Consider the following 22,206-nt stretch of genomic DNA (forward strand, 5'->3'; position numbering starts at 1 on the left):
GTATTTAAATATAACGAAAAATGTTAAAATTATCCAATATTCCATCAATCCCACACACCATTCCCTTACTTCACCACTGGCTTTTGTTTATGCCAATCCGTAGCCATTTGATATGCCGCGGCGAGTTCCAATATTGTTTTCTCATCAAAATGCTTCCCGATAATTTTCAAACCGATTGGTAATTTCTTTTTATCAAAGCCACAAGGGATAGAAATTGCCGGAATACCTATTAAGTTTTCAGCGGCCTCTATTACATTACCACCTTTAAACACGTCGCTCATCTTCGCATCAATCGTAGGTGCGGTTGTAAGTGTGCTGGAACCTATTATTACATCGTAATTTGCAAAAATATTATCGAAGCCGGTACGCATTTGTGTTACCAAACGCAGGCATTTCAGATAATCAACAGCCGTGATTGTTTGTCCACCCAACACTTCGCCTCGTCTTTCCGGGTCAATCAAGTCCTTCACTCTTCCATCACGAACAATCGGTTCAAAGATCGAAGCTTCTTCTGCAGTAATTATTGTTGTTGCAACCGGTTCGTATGGATATTCAGGGGGTTGGACTTCTTCAACATCGATACCGAATGTTTTAAAAACTTGTATTGCTTCGCTGAAAGCTTTTCCAACTCCAAACTCGCCAAATTTTTCGTAGTCTTCTTTCACAAAGCAAACTTTTAATTGAGAAACTCTTTCCATCAACTTTTTCTTATTGAAACTAAACGGCGCATCAATACTAAATGGATCATCGGGATAATGTCCCTGAATTGCTTTGAATACAATAGAACAATCTTCTGCCGACCGAGCCATCGGTCCGATTTTATCCATAGTCCACGAAAGCGGCATAGCACCTGTGCGTGGAACCCGGCCGAAAGTTGGTCGTAAACCTGTAATTCCACAAAACGACGACGGACACATAATTGAGCCCCAAGTTTCAGTGCCGAGCGAAAACACGCAAAGTCCCGCAGCGACCGAAGCGCCCGAACCGCTTGATGAGCCACCCGACCATCGTGAAATATCCCACGGTGTGCGACAAGCCCCCGTCGCTGTAGCAAATGGAGGTCCGCCCGCAAGCTCACTCATTGCTGTTTTACCAATTAAAATTGCACCCGCATTACGAAGTCGCTTGATAACTTCAGCATCGTAATCAAATTGTTGTTCCTTGTAAACCCTTGAACCCCAAGTCGTAGGATAACCTTTTACAGAAAATAAATCTTTAGCAGCATAAGGAATTCCGTGCATTTGCCCGCGATAGTTGCCGTTAGTAATTTCAGTTTCAGCAAGTTTGGCTTCTTTGAGTGCCAGCTCGGTTGCTACAGTTGCAAAAGCGTTTAACTTTGGTGAATCTTTTTCGATTGCTTTGAGATAATTTTGAGTAAGCTCGACCGGCGATACTTTTTTCGATTTGATTAGCTTTGCAAGTTCTGAGATAGTTTTGAATAATAAATCTCTATCCATATCTCCTCCTTTTTTTAATCTTCGGGTGATTCAGTTTTTCGTCTTGATTTTTTTGGGGGGTACTTCGGAATAAATGCAGGAATCAAATCGTGAGGTAAATCCGTTGCGCGAATAGCTTTCATTGATTCATCAAAATTTTTAAAGAATTCAGACATCCACAATTTTTCATCATCCGACAACATTCTACCTGCGATTACATTGGGGATAGATGTATGAGTTTGGGAAATTCCCTCCTGAACATTTTTAAAACTTGCAATAGCTTCCGTTGGTTTTAACACGGCTGGAATCAGCGCAACCGCTCCTAAATATTTACCGAATGAACGCCTGTTCATATAAACCTCCTTTTGTTTAATATGTTGAGATCTTTTTTTCTATTTTTTAGGAGGGTGACCCAAAAATAATATACCTTAGTGGTAAAAATATTAATTTATTAAAAAGAAAAAAACATTCACCACTAAGGAACTTAGGACACTAAGATTCACTAAGTCTTTTGGATAGCCTCTTTTTTTTTCCACACGACTATAAATATTTAATCAGGAAATTTGAATTCTGTTTTTTCTGTTTTTTCTAATAGTTTTTCAATCCAATCGTTCACATCAAATTGGGTTTCAGCATCAGCAATTGCTGCCGGGTCAGCCCAAGTTTCTGGATTACGCGGAGTTAAGAACGAGCAGCAGTCGTCGTATGGTTCTTTACAGATATCGTAAGTTTCTATTTTACGTGCAACGTCAATTATTTCTTCCTTATCGCTGCCAACAAGTGGACGCAGTATTGGAAGCTTTGCAACATTATTAACGACACGGATGTTGCGAAGAGTTTGTGATGCTACCTGTCCCAAACTTTCCCCTGTAACAAGTGCATTTGCTTTTTCGTTGAGAGCAATCCTTTCGGCGACACGAACCATCATACGCCGGTACAAAATAACACGAAGCGGCTGCGGTGTTTTTAAAACAATATCCTGCTGACATTCGGCAAAAGGGACAAGGTACAATTTTGAAAAATATTGATACTGTGTTAGCAATTCTAATATTTTCTTAACCTGATCAATGGAGTTGTGCGACACAAAAGGATAGCTGTGAAAATGAACATATACTACATATGCACCACGCTTCATTATTTTGTAAGACGCAACAGGCGAATCGAAACCTGCTGAAATCAACGAAACAACCCGTCCGCTGATACCCGCCGGCAAACCACCGGCGCCGGGGATTTTTGAGAGATAAACATAAGCCAACTTATCTACAATCTCAATGTAAATTGTTTCGTCGGGTTGTGATAAATTTGCCCGGACGTTGAACCGTGTGCAGAGAAACGCACCGACCTCCTTGTTTACCTCAACCGATGTTTTAGGGTATGCTTTGTTGGCACGGGATGTTTTTACACATATCGTTGAGAATGATTTGTTATTCAGGAGAGATTCAGCGATCGAGTTGAAATCTTCTATCGTTTGTCCTGTTTCAAAACCAAAACAAATATTAGAAAGTCCGAAGACTTTTTTAAGCCTCAAAATGATTTCATCGGTTGCTTGTTGGTTTGAATCTGTATAAATAATAAATCTGCCGAAGCCGCCGGTAACAGCATTTTGCGGAAGTAGTCCCTTCAGGGTAAGCCTCACATTTCGAAGCAGGTGTTTTTCGAAGTAGCCGCGGTTTTTGCCTTTAAGACCGATTTCATGATGATGAACGGCAATGATTGGTTTCATATAGGAAATACCAAACCCTCTAAGCTACTTCCTGAATTTTATCTTTATTTGAAATTAGTTCTAATTTAATATTATTTTCTTTTAATAGCTTCTCGGCATCCGTTGTTATTTTTTCGATTAATTCTTTTTCGGACAACCCTTGAATATCGTAAAAAACAGCTTCTTTCCATTTCCATACTTCAATCAGTGAATTATCATATTTCTTCATCAGAGACCTCCATAGGTGTTATTAATTCTAATCTTTTTACGTAACCTTCTCTCATATTTATACCATTGATTAATTCCATTTTTTTGTAATTAGCTAGATGTTTTAAATTCCAACTAATAAGAGCATCTAACTCAAAAACAGTGGCTGTAGCAGCGTGAAGTGCATCTTCAAATTTATTCTCTGGTAAAACTTTCTCTAAAATATATGTTTTTGCTAACTTAACAACTTCTTCATTCAATTTTAATCTTATAGGTGAATATTTAGCAACAATACTCGTTAATAAAAATATTTTATTAGCGTCCGCTCGCGATATCTCTTCTAAAACTATATCCGAAAAATAAATTTCGTAATCACCTTTTTCTACCCTTTCAAAAAATTTTAGGGTAGTTTCTTTTTTTTCGGGTGCATCATCTGCAAAGTAGAAATTCCAAACAGACGTTTCAATATATAATTTAGGTTTTCGCATTATTGTTAAGTTCTAACTAAATATAAGTAAAGTTATCTCCTTTTAAAAATAAAAAGTAACACCGCCCCTGCCACGAAACCGCCGATGTGTGCCCACCAAGCAACTCTGCCGGAATCGGAACTAAATTACACGAGTAAGTGTAAGAAATTTCTAATGATGCGGTAAAAATTGTTGCGGTTTTTGCCTTTAAGACCAATTTCATGATGATGAACTACAATGATTGGTTTCATATTATAAATAAATATCTTTTCTATGACCAACCGCGTGAATCATAATTACTTTTTCCTTTCGAATTATTTGATAGATAACGCGATAATCTCCTACTCTCAATTTTAAAAGCCCTGCTAATTTCCCTTTCAATGAAATTGGCTTAATTAAATCGAAATTTTCAGCTAACGATTTTATCCGGACCATTTTTCGATGCGTTATTGTTTTATCAATGTGCCTTAAATCTTCTATTGCATCATCTAGAAACTCTACGGTGTAAGCCGACATTTATTTTATTCCCAACTGTTTTTCAACGTCTCCTAACTTCTTACCTCGTTTGCCTTTAGCGACTAACAACTTTTGTCGAATCAATCTTTTTTTCAAGTTATCTTGGAGTGATAAAGTTTCTTCAGGGTCTCCAAGAATCTCAAGCAATTTCTGTTCGATTGCAGAGGAAATTAATTGACTCAATTCTTCTTTTGTTATTTTCATAAGTGTGTCTGTAGGCATAAGTAAACCAATCGTTTAGTTATAAATATCATTTAAATCTAACCTAAATTTAATTTATTTTTACATTAGCTCAAAATTATTATCGTTTTTTAAATAATAAAAGTAGCACTGCCCCCGCCACAAACCCGCCGATATGTGCCCACCAGGCAACTCCGCCGGCATCGCTGCCAACTCCAAGCGATAATGTTCCACTTAAAAGTTGCATTAAAAACCAGATGCCTAAAAACAAAAATGCTGGTAGTTCCACAAATTGGATGAAGAAAAAGATTGGGATGAGAGTTAGAATTTTTGCACGCGGGAACATCAGAATATAAGCACCAAGCACACCGGCAATCGCACCGCTGGCGCCAATCATCGGAATTTCAGATGTGGGGTTAATTAGGATTTGTCCGGCGGCAGCACCAACTCCGGCAAGCAGATAAAAGAAAATATATCTAACGTGTCCTAAACGATCTTCGATATTGTCTCCAAAGACGTGAAGGAATAGCATATTCCCAATCAGGTGCATCCAACCGCCGTGCATAAACATTGAGCTGAAAATCGGCAAAAATGTCATCAAGCCAAAATCGAACATCTGCACATCGTTCATCAATCGAACGGGCACTAGTCCAAATTGATATATCGCTGTCTCATAAGATTTGCCAAGCGATATCTGCAGAAAAAATATTATTACGTTTGCACCAATGAAAAAATAGTTTACAATCGGAAATGTCCGGCGGGGATTTGTATCACGCAGTGGAATCATTCGGTTTTATCCAATTGTTGAGTTAACCATTTTGAAAAATCGTTTAGACTTTCCTCGCTGATTTCGTGAGCCATAGGATATTCTTTGTAAGTCAAATCTATATTGTATTTTGAAAAAAATTCTTTTGCTTGTCTGCTGATATGGATTGGGATAACCTGGTCGTGTGTGCCGTGTGAGATAAAGATAGAATGTTTTTTCAACGGCTTCAATATCATCGGTAAATTAAATATTTCTGAGAAATACCCGCTGTTCGCAATAAGTCCGCGAATTATTTCCGGTCTGGTTAATAAGAGCAGATATCCCATAACCGTTCCCATACTAAAACCCAAAATGAAAATCTTAGCAGGGTCAGCCGGATATTGTTCAACAACATCATCTAAGAATTGTGTTAATATCTGGTGGCTTTCTTTTAGAGATGATAATTCGGGTTGAAAATTTTCTAACATTTCAAACCAAGTGTAACCAAAACCATAATCAAATGGGAAGGGAGCCCGAATGCTAATTATCAGAAGACGCGGGTCTAAGTATTCTGCAAGGCCGAGTAAGTCGTTCTCATCCGCACCACGGCCGTGAAGTAAAATAAGGCATGGATGCTTTTCTGTTCCTTGAACCCGTGGTGGAATGATTTTATGAATTAAAGTTGAATCAATTGATTTAATTGTCATGCTTTTCGTTCTTTTAATAAATCACTAAATAGTTTATAATATTGTTCGCTGACTACTTCCACAGAGAATTTACTCTTAACCCGTTCAAGCCCTTTTTTAATCAGAACTTGTCTGAGTATTTTGTTTTGATAAATCATTTGTATTTTATTTTTTAAATCTCCCACATTCTGCTCTTCAAAAATTAATCCAGCATCACCAATAACCCAAGGTATTTCGCCTGAGTTGGAACCGATAACAGGCACTTCACAAGCCATTGCTTCTATTAATATTCTTCCAAATTGTTCTTTCCAATGAGAACTGGCATATGATGGTAAAACTATTAAATCTATTGCATTTAATAGCTTTGGAATTTCAGCGTGTGGAACTGAATAATTCCAAATTATGCGGTCATTTATGCCAAGTTCGTTCGTAATTTGCAACCACGATTGCTTTGCTTTTCCATTGCCTACAAGAAGGATTTTATAATCGAAAGGTAAGTCTTTTACCGCATAAAGCAAAGTATCAATCCCTTTTTCGGGAATAAATCTTCCGACAAAACCGATGGTAAACGATTTCAAATTAAATTCGTCTTTGACTGTTGAAGAGTCAATTTTATGGAATACGTTCAAATCTATTGCCGGGGGGATGATTGTAATGTCGTTAACCCCTTTTTTGTTAAAAATCTTTTTAGCTGTCTCGTTGTGAGCAACACAATGATCCATTTTGGCAAGCACTTTGCGTTCAACAAAACCATTTAATTTTGGAAATTTATAGGGATATATATTTGAGGGATAATCGATATTTCGCCAAGACATTACAACTGTTTTTGCTTTCGGGGCAAGAATGTTTTTCAAAATCTGTACCTGAAGAGAAGCATAGCTCTCCGGCTCCGAGTCCATGAAAATTATATCTGGTTTTACTTTCAACAAAATGTGAATTATATTAGTGTATAAAACTCGATGAGCGCGGTATCCCATTATAAATCCTGACTTATGTAATATTAGGGAGGAATTAGTTTCCTCTTCACATTTAATGGGATAACCAGCTTCTTTCCATACTTTCGGAACTAATAAATGAACTTGAAATTCTTTTCGTTCTGCAAGTTTGCGATAAATAGATCTACGGGATGATTCAACACAAAGATTTTCAATAATTAGGATTTTCTTAGGAATACTCATAAATCCCATTTCCAATATTTGCCTTTAAAAAAATCTATTACTCCTCTCAAGAGCGATTGTGTTCTTTTCCATTCTCCTCGAAGTAAATGGATAACACCGAAGCCGCCTGCATACCACAAAATAGAAAATAAAACCCCTACCGACTTTTGAAATATATTTCCATACTTTCGTATCATGTACAGACGATTCCTCATCGTATAATAGTCTCTAAAAACTTTTCCAGCAACTTTAATCACATTTTTAGACTCTCCATGTATAGCATTTGCCGTAGGAACAAAAATTAGGTCATAACCTAAAAGTCTTACTTTCCAAGAAAGGTCAAGGTCTTCTGAATAATTAAAAAGTTTTTCGTCGAAACCACTAACTTGATTAAAAATTTCGCGTCTAATTAATAAAACACAGCTCGAGGCATATTCGACAACTTTCGTTTGTAAGATATCGATGTTAGCTATTTTGCCCATGTTTTCGTGGTGCGCATTACCAAAAATAGTTATGCGACCTCCGCCGTACCAAATTGTACCTGATTTATTTTCAGAAAATATTAGTGGACATGCCATTCCATACTTAGGATTAGCATCGATACTTTGAATAAGTGACGTTAAACAGGATGGCGCCAGGTATGCATCATTATCTAAAAATAAAATATATTGTGACTCTTCTTTAGCAGTAAACATTGCACCTACATTTGCTGCATGTGTGTGCCCATAATTTTCTTGAACATGGATAAGACGAACCCAAGGAAAATTTTCTTTTATTCTTTCACCTGAACCATCGCTGGAGCCACTATCAACCACAGTTACATAGTAATTTGAGTAATCAAGTTTCTGAATATGTTCTAAGCATTTTCTTGTAGTTTGTTCATCATTCCAATTTGCAATTACAATTTGGACTGCAGGTAATTTATTCATCGGATTCATTATATTTTTCTTGCTTTTATTATCAAAGAGTAACTCATCCTGCCCCACGAAATATCGTAATCTATGTCGGCTACTTTATTCAAGAAATTGCTAAAATCCAACTTAAAATGTTTTAAACAAAAATGTTTCAGCCTAAAAGTAATCGGAAAAAGAAAAAGTCCACCGTAATGTTTGTGTTCAATTTTAAATAGTCTAAAAAGCAATCTTCGCAAATCGGTGAACGAATAATGTTTGTGGTACGGATAATATGTTTTGGATTTTATTTTCGGGGATAAAATTTCAGGGGAAAGGAGGCGGAATAAACCTTTGTATGGTACCGAAAGTATTAACAAACCACCTGGTTTTAATATCCGCCACGCTTCGCTAATTACCATTTTATCATCTTGTGTATGGTCCAAAACATCCAGCAGCAAAACAGCGTCGGCAAAGTTCGATTGCAACGGTAAGTTTTCAGCTTTTGCTTGTATTAAATTTGTATTAGGGTTTTGATTATCTAACGTCTTCAACGTATCAATATCTGTAGCAACTCCAATAACATTTTCACTTTTTGATCGCAATAACTTTATCAGGGGACGGTTTGAACATCCGATATCCACTATGTATTGTGTTTGTGGGAGCCACGCAAAAGCCCACTTATGATTGGCAAATAATTTTTCTTTTCGATCACTCATTATACAAAGATAAGGTTTTTTCAGATATATTTTTCCACGAATAATTTTTAGCTGAATTGATTGCATCAAAGCTTAATTGTTTCCGCAAGCCATTATTATCAATTAATTTGACAATATTATTGGCAATATCATCTGCGTCTCTATTAATGAAATAACCATTTTCTCCATCCTTCAAATAATCTTCCACTCCGGGAACTTTAGTAATAAGTAGTGGCAATCCACACGCTGCCGCTTCCATTCCTGCGATTAAAAACGACTCGTGATAAGTAGGTAAAACAAAAATATCGCTTGCGTTGTAATATTGGGTTAGTGGGTTCTGTAATCCTTTAAATAAAATACGGTTTCCCAAATTTAATTTGGTGGCTAATTCATAATAGGGCTTAGGATTATCTTTACCAACTACAAGAAGATTTACGTTTTTATGTTTTATCAAATCCATAGCTATAATAACAAGCTCAAGCCCTTTCCTATCAAATTCGTTCCCAACAAAAAGAAGAACAATATCATCCTTAGAAAATCCAAGTTCTTTTCTCTTCAGGAATTTTTCTTCTTCAGCTATTGAATGAAATTCTTGTAAATTTACTCCATTAGGAATCACGACTATATCTTCTGGAGGAACATTATAATATTCACATATTTCCTTTTTTAAGCCATTCGAGACTGCAATAATTTTTTTATAGTTACCTTTTGTAAACGATAATTTTTCTACATGTAACCTAATCGTATCTGCAATATGGAGATTCTTATTTGATAAAAAGTGTTTAGAAAGTTGTTGACGGATTTCCATTCCCGCTTTATGACAACTTTGCGCAGTCAATACGTCGCAATTTTTTATATTTGCAGCATGAGAATGAATAATGTCATATTTCTCTTTTTTCAGCGCCCTCTGAAAATTAAACCTGAAACTTAAAAGTTTTGTTGACGTTTTAAAAGCCCAGGCAGGAACCCTTACCTTTGTAATCTGGTAATCCAAGTCCTGAAAAGATGAAGAAAAAACAGTCACATCTTCTCCACTATGAATGAAATTCCTGGTCAATTCATACGCAGCACGTTCAATTCCACCTTGTTTATTAAAGTCTAATACAACTGTTGCAATTTTCATTCGTATTAATCAGTTAAGTTAAATATGTTCGCGTTGCGAAATAATAGTCGTCTAATCATCCAGATACCAAAAAACCAAAAGATTATACAAAAGATTATAATCAGAATCAATTGATTCATTGTTGGGGAAATAAAAATCATCTTGCAAACTATCGTAGGCAAAAACCCGATAATCGTGGTAAACAGCCAGTTTATGATTTGAAGAGGTGTTCGTATACGCTTATATAGCAATAACCACGAACCAAAATTAACGAGGATGATAACCGCACTGGTTGCGATTGCCACACCCAGCACACCGAATTTTGAAATTAGTAAGATATTTAGAATTATATTTAACAATGCACCATAAAGACTTAAAAGGAAAATTGATTTTTCTGCTCGTAGAGATAGCAGAGCTTCCGCATTTTCGCCGCCTCCGAAAATACGGGCTACTAAGCGGGAAGCTAATAATAACTGAAAAAGAGAAACCGCTGGGATGAATTCTTTAGAATATAATAATGCTATAATTTCCTTAGCGTATATTATTGAAAAACAAAAAAGCGGAATGCTAATTTGAGATACAAGCGAAGTAAGTTTTATCCAAAATTCTTTTATTTTATCTTTTTGTTCGGAGGCTAATTTTGCAAACATTGAAATTGTTATTCCAGCGAACCCCGCCCCGAATGCGAATGCGGGAATTTGTGCGAGTGCGTGTGCAATGTCATAATAACCAATTTCCGATTTGCTAATCCCAAAAATTCCTAAAACCGCAATATCGCCTTGTTTACCTAAAAAATATTCCATCAATGTATTTAACCATAGCCAACCGCTGAATATAAAAATCGGTCGAAGATTTACTTTTTCACCACCATAAAATATATATCTTCTAACAACAATCAAATGGGCTATCATAGATAGAGTAGAGCAAAGAAGCATAACTTGCAATACTTCATTTAATATTAATCCATTAGTTGAAAGAATGAAAATAAAAATTATTTGAATAGAAAGTGCGATGGTATTTATTACAAAAATTGGTTTTGTCCTTAGCTGTGAAACCCAAACAGATAAGATTGCAGACTGAAGTGACCTTAAACTTCCATATGCGATGATGAAAAATAGAAATTGTTCCGACGGTGAATCCAAATGGAATAATGTTTGAACATCTGCCCAACCCAGCGTTAATAATGCTCCTAATGCGGACAGAATGAAAATTTTAATTAGGATTAATCTTTGTGTAATGTAATTGATTTTAGGGTGTGCATTGGATTCAGTATATTGTGGTAAGAACCTATTTAATGCAAGATCAATCCCGGCTGACGATATGGCAATTAATAGTTGTGATATCGAAACAATACTTGCATATACTCCATTTCCGTGAGGACCGAGCGACCTTGCGACAAAGACCGAAAAGAAATAGATTAGCACATATTCTAAAACCCTTGCCGCGTGATTCCAAGCATATCCCTGAAGGAAAAATAAGTTTTGTTTATTTTTAATCACATGCTGGAATATTTAAAATTAAATTTTTATAAGCATAAGTTATCAATTGAAAAAAATATACAAAGAATTTTTGATTTATAACAGAAACGTGAAGGTCTTATAATTAAAGGATTTGTTATGCAGAAAGTCTCACCCAAAATAATTTTAATTAGGATTAGATTAGATGGATGTCGTTGAGGAATGGGAATTTAGCTCGCGTATCTAAAACTTGTTTAATCGAAATTTCAGCTTCGATTATCGATTCTAAGTGTGGATTCAACAATATTTCGTTTCCCAGTGGGTCGTATAAACTGCTATAGCCATTATACTTAGCAAGTGGATCGGTGCCAACCCGGTTTACACCCGCTACAAAACATTGATTCTCGATAGCCCTCGCTTTCAACAATGTATTCCAATGTTCGATCCTTGTAACGGGCCAGTTAGCAATCACTATAATTAAATGTACTCTTTCCTTTGCATAGAACCGGAACAATTCAGGAAATCTAAGGTCGTAGCAAATCGAAAGTCCGATTTTAAAATCTTTTACAGTAGTGATTTTGTGTGCTACCCCCCTTTGATAAAATTTGTCCTCGCCCGCGAATGAAAACGGATGAATTTTTCGGTACGATGTAACCAAGCCGCCAGATTCATCGATGTGAACAAGTGTGTTGTAAAAATGCTCGACATCTTTTTCGATTAAACCAGCTAAGACTTGGGTTTGAAAATTCTGGGCAATTCTCGAAAAGAAACGAAAGCTATCGCCGGATAAACTCTCGGCTAATTCTTTCGTGCGCATTGAAAACCCGGTAAGACTCATTTCCGGGAAAATTATTAAATCCGATTTGGAGAACTTACATCTTAGTAATTCATCGATTCTTTTCTTGTTCAGCTCTTTATTTTCCCAGACAGGATTATATTGAAATAGAGATATTTTCATTAAAGTCTTTGCGTATAAATTAAGGTGAGCATCTGAGTAATAGTTTAGCGGAAAGGGAGAGATTCGAACTCTCGGTACCCTTTCAGGTACACACGCTTTCCAGGCGTGCCAATTAAGCCACTCTTGCACCTTTCCGTAAATCTGGTAGATGACGGTCAAGCCAAGTACGACCGACACCACTTTTTAAAAATCTTTCTCTTCTATATGCTTCGCTTCTGGTTGAATACTGTTCTGTGTAAACCAGAATCCAAGGCATACCACCTTTTGTAAATCTGTTCCTACCTGCGTTGTGTTCGTTTAATCTTTGCTCAACATTATCAGTAGAACCAATATATCTTTTTTTTATCTTACTACTCCAAAGCACATAGATGGAAAACATAAATCACCTATATCTAAGTTTTTTACTTTGGAACGTGCCAATTTGCGCCAAAGGCGCATCAGCCTTTGGCTGAAAGCCACTCTTGCACCTTTCCGTAAATCTGGTAGATGACGGTCAAGCCAAGTACGACCGACACCACTTTTTAAAAATCTTTCTCTTCTATATGCTTCGCTTCTGGTTGAATACTGTTCTGTGTAAACCAGAATCCAAGGCATACCACCTTTTGTAAATCTGTTCCTACCTGCGTTGTGTTCGCTTAATCTTTGCACAACATTATCAGTAGAACCAATATATCTTTTTTTTATCTTACTACTCCAAAGCACATAGATGGAAAACATAAATCACCTATATCTAAATTTTTTACTTTGAAACGTGCCAATTTGCGCCAAAGGCGCATCAGCCTTTGGCTGAAAGCCACTCTTGCACCTTTCCGAATTTTATACTTTTGAATATATCTCGATAATACATCATATCCAAAACCATATAATTGTGATTTAAATACTACACATTTATCTTGTGCTATCTAATCCGTATTCGTAACCTTTATCAAATGCTTTCAAGTTTAATTCTTCAGTTCCTTTGGGGACTGAAGCAATAACTGCTTTACGCATTGCTTCGGGATCAATCAATTTTGTAACTGCTGTCATGAATCCCATCATTACAATATTAATTACTATTTTTTTCCCAAGGTCTTCAGCAAACCGCATAGCAGGAATCGAATAATGGACTACATCTTTCCTTAAATTATGTGGTACTACTAATTCTTCTTCAGTAATCAAAATACCACCCGTTACTAATTCAGGAGAAAATTTTGTGTATGCTTCCTGCGACATAACAATCAGGATTTGAGGTGTTGTAATGTAGGGGTAAGCGATAACTTCAATATCAACTATTACTTGAGCACTGCAAGCGCTTCCGCGAGCTTCAGGTCCGAATGCCTGAATCATAGTAGAATATTTATTGTCGTAAATAGCAGCAGCCCTTCCAATAATATAACCGCTAAGAATTACACCCTGTCCACCAAAGCCGCCAATTTTTATTTCTGTTCTCATAATATTCTCTCTCAACCTTTATATGTTGTATATTTATCGCCGAACTTTTTTTGATAATGTTCGTTCATTAATGTGAGATAATCGGGACGCTCTTTGTCCACAAATTTTCCAACGACGATTTTACTTTGGAAATCTAAAGTAGCTGTCTTTGTATCTATGTCATGACGAATTTCACTGTGCTCTTTATAGAATATCATCTGGTCTAACCCGTCTCCTAATTTATTTCGGCGACTGTAAAGTGTGGGGCAAGGAGCCAAAACTTCTATGAAAGAGAACCCTTTTTTAGCTAATGCTTCTTTTATCGATTTAGTTAAATGGCGAACGTGATAAGCAGTCCAGCGTGCTACATACACAGCGCCGCACGATTCAGCAAGGTAAGGTAAATTAAAAGGCTGTTCAAAATTTCCGTGAGGAGCTGTTGTAGCAGTAGCAGAAATTGGTGTAGTGGGTGCAACCTGCCCGCCAGTCATTCCATAAATAAAATTGTTCACACAAATAACAGTCATATCCAAATTGCGCCGCGCTGCGTGTATAAAATGATTTCCACCGATAGCGGTCAAATCGCCGTCGCCGCTGTAAACTACAACTTTCAATTCGGGATTTGCTAATTTCAATCCTGTAGCGAATGGAATGGGCCTTCCGTGAGTTGTGTGGAAAGAATCTAAATTCAGATATCCTGCAACTCTTCCGGTGCATCCGATGCCCGATACGATTGCAACTTTATCCAAATCCAGTCCGCTTGTTTCTAAAGCCCGTGCGAAACAATTTACAGTTGTCCCAATTCCACAACTCGGACACCAAATATGCGGCATCCGATCCATCCTCAAAAACGATTCAACGGGATTCAGAGGCAGGGTTTCTTCTATTTCATACATCTGGTCTTCCATTTATTTATGCACCTTTCAAACTACTTTTAATTGCGTTATATATTTCCTGGGGGTTATGAACAGTTCCACCGGGATGCGGAACAAGTGTAACGGGAACTTTACCATAAGCATTACGTTCAACTTCGTAAAACATCTGTCCTAAATTAAGTTCGGGAACAACTAAAGCTTTTACTTTAGTAGCTAATTCTTGAATTTTCTTTTCAGGGAAGGGCCAAGCCACAACTAACCGCAGATGTCCTACTTTCATTCCTTCTTTGCGTGCTTGTTCGATTGCAGGAAGGGCAACCCGCGAAGTAATGCCATACGAAACCACTACAACATCGGCGCCTTCACCCTGGTCTTCTTTGTATTCAATAATTTTATCAGCGTTCAATTTAATTTTATTTACGAGTCGTGGTATCAACTTGACCTGCGCCGTCGGCGACATGTGCGGATAACCTTTTTCGTCGTGAGTTAAACCCGTAACGTGTATTCGATACCCATCACCAGCTTTCACCATAGGAGGGACTAAATCAGCATCCGGTTTAAATAAAAGAAAATCTTCTTTCGGACCATTATAAAATCTTCGTTGTACTACTTCAATTTCTTCGGCGGGAGGAATAATTACTCGTTCGGTCATGTGTCCGACACATTCATCCATCATTAATAAAACGGGAACGCGATATTGTTCTGCAAGATTAAATGCTTTTATTGTTAAGTCGTAACATTCCTGAGGTGAATTCGGACAGAGAGCAATAATTGCGTAATCGCCGTGTGAACCCCATCGTGCTTGCATCATATCACCTTGAGCTGGCTGAGTCGGTAATCCTGTAGATGGACCGGCACGCTGAACGTCAACAATTACACAGGGTGTTTCGGTCATTGCTGCCAAACCGATGTGTTCCATCATCAGCGAAAAGCCGGGACCCGATGTTACAGTCATTACTTTCTTTCCACCCCACGCTCCACCTAAAATAGCAATCGACGAAGCAATTTCGTCTTCCATTTGGATGAAGACACCACCAACTAACGGAAAACGTTCTGCAATTCGCTCTACAACTTCAGTCGATGGAGTAATCGGATATCCGGCAACGAAGCGGCAGCCGGCTGAAATTGCACCTTCGCTGCAAGCATGGTCGCCATCGAGGAAGTGAGCGCCTGTTAAAACACCTTTTGGATCTGCTTTCACAAAAATCTCCTTTATTTATTTTTCTTTATTCTAAATCCGTAAATTGAAAAATCGGGACATAAAAGTCCGCACATATCGCATCCGTTGCATAAATCCTTTGAAATAAGAACGGGGGGGTGATATCCTTTCGAATTATATTGGTCAGAAAGTTTCAATGCATGAGTCGGACAGAATTCAACACAAAATCCGCAGCCCTTACAGCGTTCGACTGTAATTACAACATTGCCTTGAGCTTTCTTTTCAGCCGTTGGAGTCATTTTTTATCCTTTAAATTTTTTCAAAAAATAATGTAGAACATATAATTAAACGATTCGGTAAAAAGTGCTACAAATATACTAAAATATTCTTTGAATTCCTCAAGGTCAGAAATATTTTCTTACACCATTCTGATTTTTGGAATCCGTTAAATTTTTACTTATAATTTATATAGAATAAACAAGAAAGGCTTATGGAGAAAAATATTAAAATATCCGTTCTTATTTTTGGTCTTGTATTATTTGTATCGGGCATTTTTATCAAACAAATCCGCGCTGACAACCCGCAATCGGAGAACCGTGTATTTGTATTAAACGTTGATGGTGCCATTAATCCTTCCAGCGCCGAATATATTAGTTCAGGTATTAAGAAAGCAAAAGAAAAAAATGCCGAATGTTTAATCATCAAGCTAAACACACCCGGTGGACTTTTAAAATCGACGCGAGTTATTGTTACCGATATTTTGAACTCCCCTTTGCCGGTAATTGTGTATGTATCACCTTCAGGTTCTCAAGCGGCTTCGGCGGGAGTATTTGTAACACTTGCGGCACACATTGCTGTGATGGCACCCGGAACGAACATCGGCGCCGCACATCCGGTCGCACTTCAAGGGCAGCAGGATTCTATTATGAATGAGAAAGCAACGAACGACGCGGCTGCATTCATCAGAACAATCAGCGAAAAGCGATCGCGGAATATTCAGTGGGCTGAAGATGCTGTCCGTAAAAGTTTATCAATCACCGAAACCGAAGCCCTCAATCTAAAAGTAATCGATACGATAACGACAACAATAAATGAGTTGCTTGAACAAGTAAACGGTAAGGAGGTTGATGTTCAAGGCAGCAAAAAAATACTCAACACTAAAAATGCTGAAATTGTAAACATCGAAATGAATTTCCAGCAAGAATTTTTGAATTTATTGAGCGACCCGAACATCGCTTACATACTTTTGATGATTGGAATGTATGGAATAATGTTCGAGCTTTATAATCCCGGCTCAATTTTTCCCGGTGTTGTTGGTGTGATAAGCTTGGTATTGGCTTTTTACTCATTACACACTTTGCCAATTAACTATGCGGGATTAGCGTTAATAATTTTTGCAATCATTTTATTTATATTGGAAATAAAGATAATCAGCCACGGGCTTTTAACAATCGGTGGTGTAATATCATTAGTTCTTGGTTCAATAATGTTAATAGATACGGAGTCAACATTGGAAGTAATAGAAATATCCTGGCAAGTAATATTAGTAGCCGTAATACTGACTACAGCATTCTTTGTGTTTGCAATCAGCTTCGGCATTAAAGCCCAAATGCGAAAACCAACTACCGGAATCGACGGGTTAGTTGATGAAACAGGTGAAGCATTAATCGACTTAAATCCTGATGGGCAAGTTCTCGTTCACGGCGAGTATTGGAAAGCAGAAAGTTTGGATGGTTTTATCGGCAAAGGCACAAAAGTTAAAGTTGCTCAAGTTTCAAATCTAAAATTAATGGTTCGTAAAATAGTATAAACTAAACTGAAAGGATCTTGTTATGCAAATATTTCAAACATTAACGATGATGGGAATTGTTTTCCTGTTAATTATTTTAGCAAATTCGATACGAATACTACGTGAGTATGAACGCGGCGTAATATTCCGGTTAGGAAGATTAATCGCGGTTAAAGGACCCGGCTTGATTTTACTCATCCCCCTGATTGATAGGATGGTAAAAGTAAGTTTAAGAACAGTTGTGATGGATGTTCCCCCACAAGATGTAATAACTAAAGACAACGTTTCTATTAAAGTTAATGCGGTTATATATTTCCGGGTAATGTTTGCCGACAAAGCAATCGTCGAAGTTGAGAATTATCTATTCGCCACTTCGCAATTATCGCAAACAACACTGCGCAGTATATTGGGGCAATCAGAATTGGATGAATTACTTTCGCAGCGTGATAAAATAAATCAAGAGCTGCAGAAAATAATTGATAAACAAACCGAACCTTGGGGTATTAAAGTATCAAACGTTGAAGTGAAACATATAGATTTACCTCAAGAGATGCAGCGGGCTATGGCAAAACAAGCTGAAGCCGAGAGGGAACGACGTGCTAAAATTATACACGCAGAGGGCGAATTCCAGGCAAGTCAAAGATTAGCAGACGCTGCAGCGATAATAAGCATAAATCCGGCAGCTTTACAGTTACGGTTCTTACAAACCCTGACAGAAGTCGCTTCGGAAAAAAACTCGACTATCATCTTCCCCGTTCCGATAGATATTATTTCAAATTTTTTGCACAAGGAAAAGAAGTAATTGATTTGTGACTGATATTCTTTACGGACATAACCCGCATTCGAAAATTGTCGCAGTCCATCCGACTGAGGATAACAAAATGCGGGTTTATGCTCGTGATGAAAAACAGGTTACTTTTGAAGACATCGATTTCTTTCCCTTCTTTTCAATTTCCGAAAATTATCTGTTAACAAATTTTCATCGCAGGCATTGGGTAAAACGGCTTGAAGGCAAGAATTATTTCGAACACATCGTTGCCTTCTCCCGATGGTTCGATATGTGGGTTTACATACATAATTTACTGAACAATCATAATCAGCAGACCGGAAAAAATCTTTCCTCATTTACCGACCTTCCATTTCTTCATTTGATACCTGATCAGATTACTCAATTCCTGATTCAATCGGGCAGGACATTTTTTAAAGAAATGGACTTTGAAGATGTTCACAGAATGCAAATCAGTATCGAAACTTTTAAAAAGCCGGGAACAAGACTAAGCAATGCGAATCGTTCAGACGATAGAATTTTATACATCGCACTGACAGACAACAAAGGTTGGGAAAAAATAATCGGCAAAAAAGAGAAATCGGAAAAGGAAGTAATTGGTCTCCTAATAGAAATTATTAGAGACCGCAACCCGGATGTAATCGAAGGACACTATCTGCACAACTACATACTTCCATATATTTTGAAACGTTGTGAACTTATGGAGTGCGAATTCAACATCGGGCGCGACGATAAATCGCCAACAGTTCGTGAAAATCTATTGTATCAACAGGACTTCCAACAGGATTCAAAAAAATATGAGATTAACGGACGGAATTTTGTAGATAGTGTAAGTTTATTGCACAATTTTGATGCGTCAGGTAAAATTTTGCACAGTTATAATCTTAAATATGTGAGCGATTTCTTTGGCTATCTTTCCATAACGAACCAACCAGATGAAGCAATATCAGATGCAGAATATGCGGATCCCGTCGCCGAATGTTTAGAGAATGCGAAACGATTAGGTTTTCTAACCGGCTTGTTGTTGCCAAATTATTTTAAACAGGTACAAATTTTTCCGTATAAGTTAGATAGTTTGATTGATACAGGGTCAGCGGCAAAAATTGAAATGTTGCTGATACGGGAATATGTTCATCATAAATACTCGATCCCAAAACCACAGAGCCAGAAACAAATTTCGGGAGGTCATACAGATATTTTCCTGCGAGGAGTAATAGGACCGGTTTTATATGCCGACGTCGAGTCGATGTATCCCACAATAATTATCAAACAAAATATTGCACCGGCTTCAGATGTTTTAAATGTCTTCAACACAACTTTACAAGAATTGACTAAAATACGATTAGAGTATAAAAATAAATTTCAAGAGGATAAAAACAATCAATTGCTGTATCATATCCAGAGGGATTTTAAACAACTCATCAATTCGTACTACGGTTATCTTGCCTATCACCGCGGACTATTTAATGACTACGATAAGGCGGAAAAAGTTTCTGAAACAGGGAAAGATATTTTAAAAAATGTAATTGAGATAATTCAATCAAGAGGCGGAAAAATTATCGAAGTTGATACAGATGGAATTTATTTTATCCCTCCCGAGCATATTACAGACGAATCAGGTGAAGAAAAATTTTTCCAAAGAATGAAGGATGATATTCCACCAGAATATAATTTAATCCTTGATAGCAGATATAAAAAAATGTTGAGCTATAAAAAGAAAAACTATGCAACTTTAGATTATGAGAATAAAATTCAGATAAAAGGTTCAGCATTAATTTCAAAAAACATTGAACGATTCGGAATAAATTTAATCCAGCAATGCATCGAACGTATATTGAACCACGACTTTACCGGGTTGCATATTTTTTATGTAAATCTTTTCCAGGATATTGCTAATCGTCGGTGGCAGGTTCAGGATTTTATGAGGATTGAAACTTTGAAAGAATCGTTATCTCGCTACAAAAAAGAAGTCGATGCAGAGAAAAGAAACCGGAGCGCCGTGTATGAATTAGCCCTTAAATCGGAAAGTAAATATAAAATCGGCGATAGGATCGCATACTACATAACAGGCACCGACACCAACGTAACATCGTATGAGAACTGCAAAGTGGCTGATAAATGGGACCCGAATTTCCCCGATGAAAATACATCATATTATTTGAAACGATTGGAAGAACAGACTAAAAAGTTCAAACCATTTTTTGATGAACACGATTTTAATTTAATTTTCTCACTCGAAGAATCACTTGAAGACCTGAACAATATAGTTAAATCTAAAATAATTGAGGTGAGTGAAGAAAAGGAACAAGAGGATGGAGAAATCACAAAAGACACATCCGCAGAGGACGTTGGGATTTGGCTTGCTAATGATTGAATGTATTTGTGATTGCAGATTTTAGATTTTATGAACTACATACCCGCCCGACCGAACACATTATGTCATATTTACTACTCCCTATTTTTCAAGACCCATTCACGAACATAGTTTACAATCTCGACAGTCGATGCACCCGGAGTAAATAACTTACCCACACCTATTTTGTTCAATTCTTGTATGTCTTGTTCGGGAATAATTCCACCTCCAAAAATTAACACATTCTCCACCGACTTTTCCATAAAAAGTTTTTTGATGCGTGGGAAAATAGTCATGTGAGCACCGCTTAAAATGCTGACACCGATTGCATCGACATCTTCCTGCAACGCAGCTTCGACAATCATTTCGGGAGTTTTACGCAAACCGGTGTATATTACTTCCATACCGGCATCGCGCAAAGCGGCAGCAATTACTTTAGCTCCGCGGTCGTGTCCATCTAAACCTGCTTTCGCAACTATAACTCGAATTTTTCTTTCCATTATTATTCCTTATGCAATTTTTTTTTGGAATTTTTGTAGAGTAATATAAAATTTTGTGAGCGGAAATCCAACCACGTTATAAAAACAACCGTTTATCCGTTCAACAAAAACAGCTCCGTAATCATCCTGAATTCCATAAGCACCTGCTTTATCGGCGGGCGATTTCGAATTTACATACTCAAGTATTTCTTCATCTTCTAAATCTCTGAATTTTACCGTGGTAATTTCAACGTTAGAAACAATTTTATTACTTGGTTTATCCACGATAGCGAATCCCGTAAAAACTTTATGCTCGCGTCCGCTTAATTTTTTAAGCATACGAAAAGCGTCTCCGTCATCTGCGGGTTTACCCATCATCTCGCCATTCAGAACTACAATTGTATCAGCCCCGACGATAAATGCATGTTCGATGTCTTTCGCTATATCGAGAGCTTTTGCTTCTGCAAGCCGGATTACGTTTTCTTCTGGTGTTTTAGTTTTTTCGAATACCTCCTCAACTGAACTGTGCCGAACTTCAAAATCAAATCCAATCTGTCGCAGTAAAGTTTGCCGTCGCGGCGAAGCCGATGCTAAAATTATTTTCTTTTTTACTTTCATAATTAACAAAAAAAAAGCGACTAATAAGATGTCGCTTTCTCTGTTTCAATTTAAACTTTATAATTTTTTTATCTGAACATTGCTTTGATACTGCCCCAAGTTCGTTTGACGCTATTAACAGAGTGGGAAACTGAAATTGGTCCTAGTATATGATCAGGATTTCCATTATTAAAAATTATCCGAACTTGATATTCGTAAATGTTAGCCGTTGTTTTAAAAGCGGTTTGATCTTCGAATGTGTATTCAAACTTTCCTTCGGGATATTTAGTGCTGATTCGTATAAAGGCTCCACTAATTCCAGCCCTTCGTTCGATCACATATTTTTCAATATTGATTTCGCTAGCAACCTCCCAAGTTACCTTGATGACCGAACCGTCGCTTGAAGCTCTTAATCTTACGTTATCATTAGCAAACTGACTTACAGAAGCGACAAAAAATGTTAGCGAAAGCAGTAATATGGTGAACGATATTTTCATGTATTTTAAGGGCAGTTCCAAAAATTCAAATATAAGTTTAGTGTTATAGATTTTATCGT

The 22,206-nt window shown here is 37.2% G+C and carries 28 protein-coding genes and 1 tRNA gene; 3 read left to right on the plus strand and 26 right to left on the minus strand.

What is annotated here, in order from left to right:
* Positions 1-65: 65 nt before the first annotated feature.
* The 23 genes from QME58_07520 to QME58_07630 form a co-directional block, all read right to left on the minus strand.
* Positions 66-1,457 carry an amidase gene (locus QME58_07520; GenBank protein MDI6803680.1) on the minus strand — a complete coding sequence of 464 codons (1,392 nt, stop codon included), beginning with the start codon at positions 1,455-1,457 and terminating at the stop codon, positions 66-68.
* A 14-nt stretch (positions 1,458-1,471) separates the two neighbouring features.
* Positions 1,472-1,789, minus strand: a complete 318-nt coding sequence (locus QME58_07525) for a hypothetical protein (GenBank protein ID MDI6803681.1) — start codon at positions 1,787-1,789, stop codon at positions 1,472-1,474.
* Between the two features lie 197 nt (positions 1,790-1,986).
* Entirely contained in the window at positions 1,987-3,159 is a 1,173-nt protein-coding gene (gene thiI / locus QME58_07530; GenBank protein MDI6803682.1) for a tRNA uracil 4-sulfurtransferase ThiI, read from the minus strand.
* A gap of 19 nt (positions 3,160-3,178) precedes the next feature.
* A complete protein-coding gene (locus tag QME58_07535) occupies positions 3,179-3,367 on the minus strand; it encodes a hypothetical protein (GenBank protein ID MDI6803683.1) in 189 nt (62 codons plus the stop codon).
* Positions 3,354-3,833 (minus strand): PIN domain-containing protein, encoded by a 480-nt coding sequence (locus QME58_07540; protein MDI6803684.1) that lies wholly within the window; start codon positions 3,831-3,833, stop codon positions 3,354-3,356. The genes QME58_07535 and QME58_07540 overlap by 14 nt, the downstream gene beginning before the upstream one ends.
* A 32-nt stretch (positions 3,834-3,865) precedes the next feature.
* Entirely contained in the window at positions 3,866-3,919 is a 54-nt protein-coding gene (locus QME58_07545) for a hypothetical protein (GenBank protein MDI6803685.1), read from the minus strand.
* A gap of 145 nt (positions 3,920-4,064) precedes the next feature.
* Entirely contained in the window at positions 4,065-4,328 is a 264-nt protein-coding gene (locus tag QME58_07550) for a type II toxin-antitoxin system RelE/ParE family toxin (protein MDI6803686.1), read from the minus strand.
* The gene (locus QME58_07555; protein MDI6803687.1) at positions 4,329-4,550 is read right to left on the minus strand and encodes a hypothetical protein; all 222 of its coding nucleotides are present in this window, start codon (positions 4,548-4,550) and stop codon (positions 4,329-4,331) included.
* 79 nt (positions 4,551-4,629) lie between these two features.
* Positions 4,630-5,295 carry a rhomboid family intramembrane serine protease gene (locus tag QME58_07560; GenBank protein MDI6803688.1) on the minus strand — a complete coding sequence of 222 codons (666 nt, stop codon included), beginning with the start codon at positions 5,293-5,295 and terminating at the stop codon, positions 4,630-4,632.
* Positions 5,292-5,960: a dienelactone hydrolase family protein gene (locus QME58_07565; GenBank protein ID MDI6803689.1), complete on the minus strand. Its 669-nt coding sequence runs from the start codon at positions 5,958-5,960 to the stop codon at positions 5,292-5,294. Before QME58_07565 ends, QME58_07560 begins: the two co-directional genes overlap by 4 nt.
* Complete coding sequence (locus QME58_07570; GenBank protein MDI6803690.1) at positions 5,957-7,117, minus strand: glycosyltransferase; 1,161 nt, start codon at positions 7,115-7,117, stop codon at positions 5,957-5,959. Before QME58_07570 ends, QME58_07565 begins: the two co-directional genes overlap by 4 nt.
* Positions 7,114-8,034 (minus strand): glycosyltransferase family 2 protein, encoded by a 921-nt coding sequence (locus QME58_07575; GenBank protein MDI6803691.1) that lies wholly within the window; start codon positions 8,032-8,034, stop codon positions 7,114-7,116. Before QME58_07575 ends, QME58_07570 begins: the two co-directional genes overlap by 4 nt.
* On the minus strand, positions 8,034-8,705 hold the full coding sequence (locus tag QME58_07580) for a class I SAM-dependent methyltransferase (GenBank protein ID MDI6803692.1): 672 nt from the start codon (positions 8,703-8,705) through the stop codon (positions 8,034-8,036). The genes QME58_07575 and QME58_07580 overlap by 1 nt, the downstream gene beginning before the upstream one ends.
* Positions 8,698-9,807: a glycosyltransferase family 4 protein gene (locus tag QME58_07585; protein ID MDI6803693.1), complete on the minus strand. Its 1,110-nt coding sequence runs from the start codon at positions 9,805-9,807 to the stop codon at positions 8,698-8,700. The genes QME58_07580 and QME58_07585 overlap by 8 nt, the downstream gene beginning before the upstream one ends.
* Positions 9,808-9,812: 5 nt before the next feature.
* Positions 9,813-11,285, minus strand: coding sequence for an oligosaccharide flippase family protein (locus tag QME58_07590; GenBank protein ID MDI6803694.1), 1,473 nt, complete (start codon positions 11,283-11,285; stop codon positions 9,813-9,815).
* Positions 11,286-11,439: 154 nt separating this feature from the next.
* Positions 11,440-12,201, minus strand: a complete 762-nt coding sequence (locus tag QME58_07595) for a nitrilase-related carbon-nitrogen hydrolase (GenBank protein MDI6803695.1) — start codon at positions 12,199-12,201, stop codon at positions 11,440-11,442.
* 48 nt (positions 12,202-12,249) lie between these two features.
* Positions 12,250-12,336: transfer RNA gene (locus QME58_07600), tRNA-Ser, on the minus strand.
* Positions 12,314-12,580, minus strand: coding sequence for a GIY-YIG nuclease family protein (locus QME58_07605; protein ID MDI6803696.1), 267 nt, complete (start codon positions 12,578-12,580; stop codon positions 12,314-12,316). The genes QME58_07600 and QME58_07605 overlap by 23 nt, the downstream gene beginning before the upstream one ends.
* A complete protein-coding gene (locus QME58_07610; protein MDI6803697.1) occupies positions 12,544-12,918 on the minus strand; it encodes a GIY-YIG nuclease family protein in 375 nt (124 codons plus the stop codon). The genes QME58_07605 and QME58_07610 overlap by 37 nt, the downstream gene beginning before the upstream one ends.
* A gap of 171 nt (positions 12,919-13,089) precedes the next feature.
* Positions 13,090-13,635: a 2-oxoacid:acceptor oxidoreductase family protein gene (locus QME58_07615; protein MDI6803698.1), complete on the minus strand. Its 546-nt coding sequence runs from the start codon at positions 13,633-13,635 to the stop codon at positions 13,090-13,092.
* Between the two features lie 8 nt (positions 13,636-13,643).
* Positions 13,644-14,507: a 2-oxoacid:ferredoxin oxidoreductase subunit beta gene (locus QME58_07620; GenBank protein ID MDI6803699.1), complete on the minus strand. Its 864-nt coding sequence runs from the start codon at positions 14,505-14,507 to the stop codon at positions 13,644-13,646.
* A gap of 16 nt (positions 14,508-14,523) precedes the next feature.
* Positions 14,524-15,687, minus strand: coding sequence for a 2-oxoacid:acceptor oxidoreductase subunit alpha (locus QME58_07625; GenBank protein MDI6803700.1), 1,164 nt, complete (start codon positions 15,685-15,687; stop codon positions 14,524-14,526).
* Between the two features lie 11 nt (positions 15,688-15,698).
* Positions 15,699-15,944: a 4Fe-4S binding protein gene (locus QME58_07630; GenBank protein MDI6803701.1), complete on the minus strand. Its 246-nt coding sequence runs from the start codon at positions 15,942-15,944 to the stop codon at positions 15,699-15,701.
* A 191-nt stretch (positions 15,945-16,135) separates the two neighbouring features.
* Here QME58_07630 and QME58_07635 point away from each other — a divergent pair, with 191 nt between their 5' ends.
* From QME58_07635 to QME58_07645, 3 genes are read left to right on the plus strand one after another with little or no spacing between them, the layout of a single operon-like run.
* Positions 16,136-17,455 carry a nodulation protein NfeD gene (locus tag QME58_07635; protein MDI6803702.1) on the plus strand — a complete coding sequence of 440 codons (1,320 nt, stop codon included), beginning with the start codon at positions 16,136-16,138 and terminating at the stop codon, positions 17,453-17,455.
* A 22-nt stretch (positions 17,456-17,477) separates the two neighbouring features.
* Positions 17,478-18,236 (plus strand): slipin family protein, encoded by a 759-nt coding sequence (locus tag QME58_07640; GenBank protein MDI6803703.1) that lies wholly within the window; start codon positions 17,478-17,480, stop codon positions 18,234-18,236.
* 7 nt (positions 18,237-18,243) lie between these two features.
* Positions 18,244-20,595, plus strand: a complete 2,352-nt coding sequence (locus QME58_07645) for a DNA polymerase domain-containing protein (GenBank protein MDI6803704.1) — start codon at positions 18,244-18,246, stop codon at positions 20,593-20,595.
* Between the two features lie 74 nt (positions 20,596-20,669).
* Here QME58_07645 and QME58_07650 read toward each other — a convergent pair whose 3' ends face one another.
* The 3 genes from QME58_07650 to QME58_07660 all read right to left on the minus strand — a co-directional run.
* Positions 20,670-21,074, minus strand: a complete 405-nt coding sequence (locus QME58_07650) for a cobalamin B12-binding domain-containing protein (GenBank protein MDI6803705.1) — start codon at positions 21,072-21,074, stop codon at positions 20,670-20,672.
* A 9-nt stretch (positions 21,075-21,083) separates the two neighbouring features.
* Positions 21,084-21,671, minus strand: a complete 588-nt coding sequence (locus tag QME58_07655) for a nucleoside triphosphate pyrophosphatase (GenBank protein MDI6803706.1) — start codon at positions 21,669-21,671, stop codon at positions 21,084-21,086.
* 68 nt (positions 21,672-21,739) lie between these two features.
* A partial coding sequence (locus QME58_07660; protein MDI6803707.1) for a hypothetical protein occupies positions 21,740-22,206 on the minus strand: 467 nt, incomplete at its 5' end.

It is taken from the genome of Bacteroidota bacterium, assembly GCA_030017895.1.
GTDB lineage: Bacteria > Bacteroidota > Ignavibacteria > UBA10030 > BY39 > JASEGV01.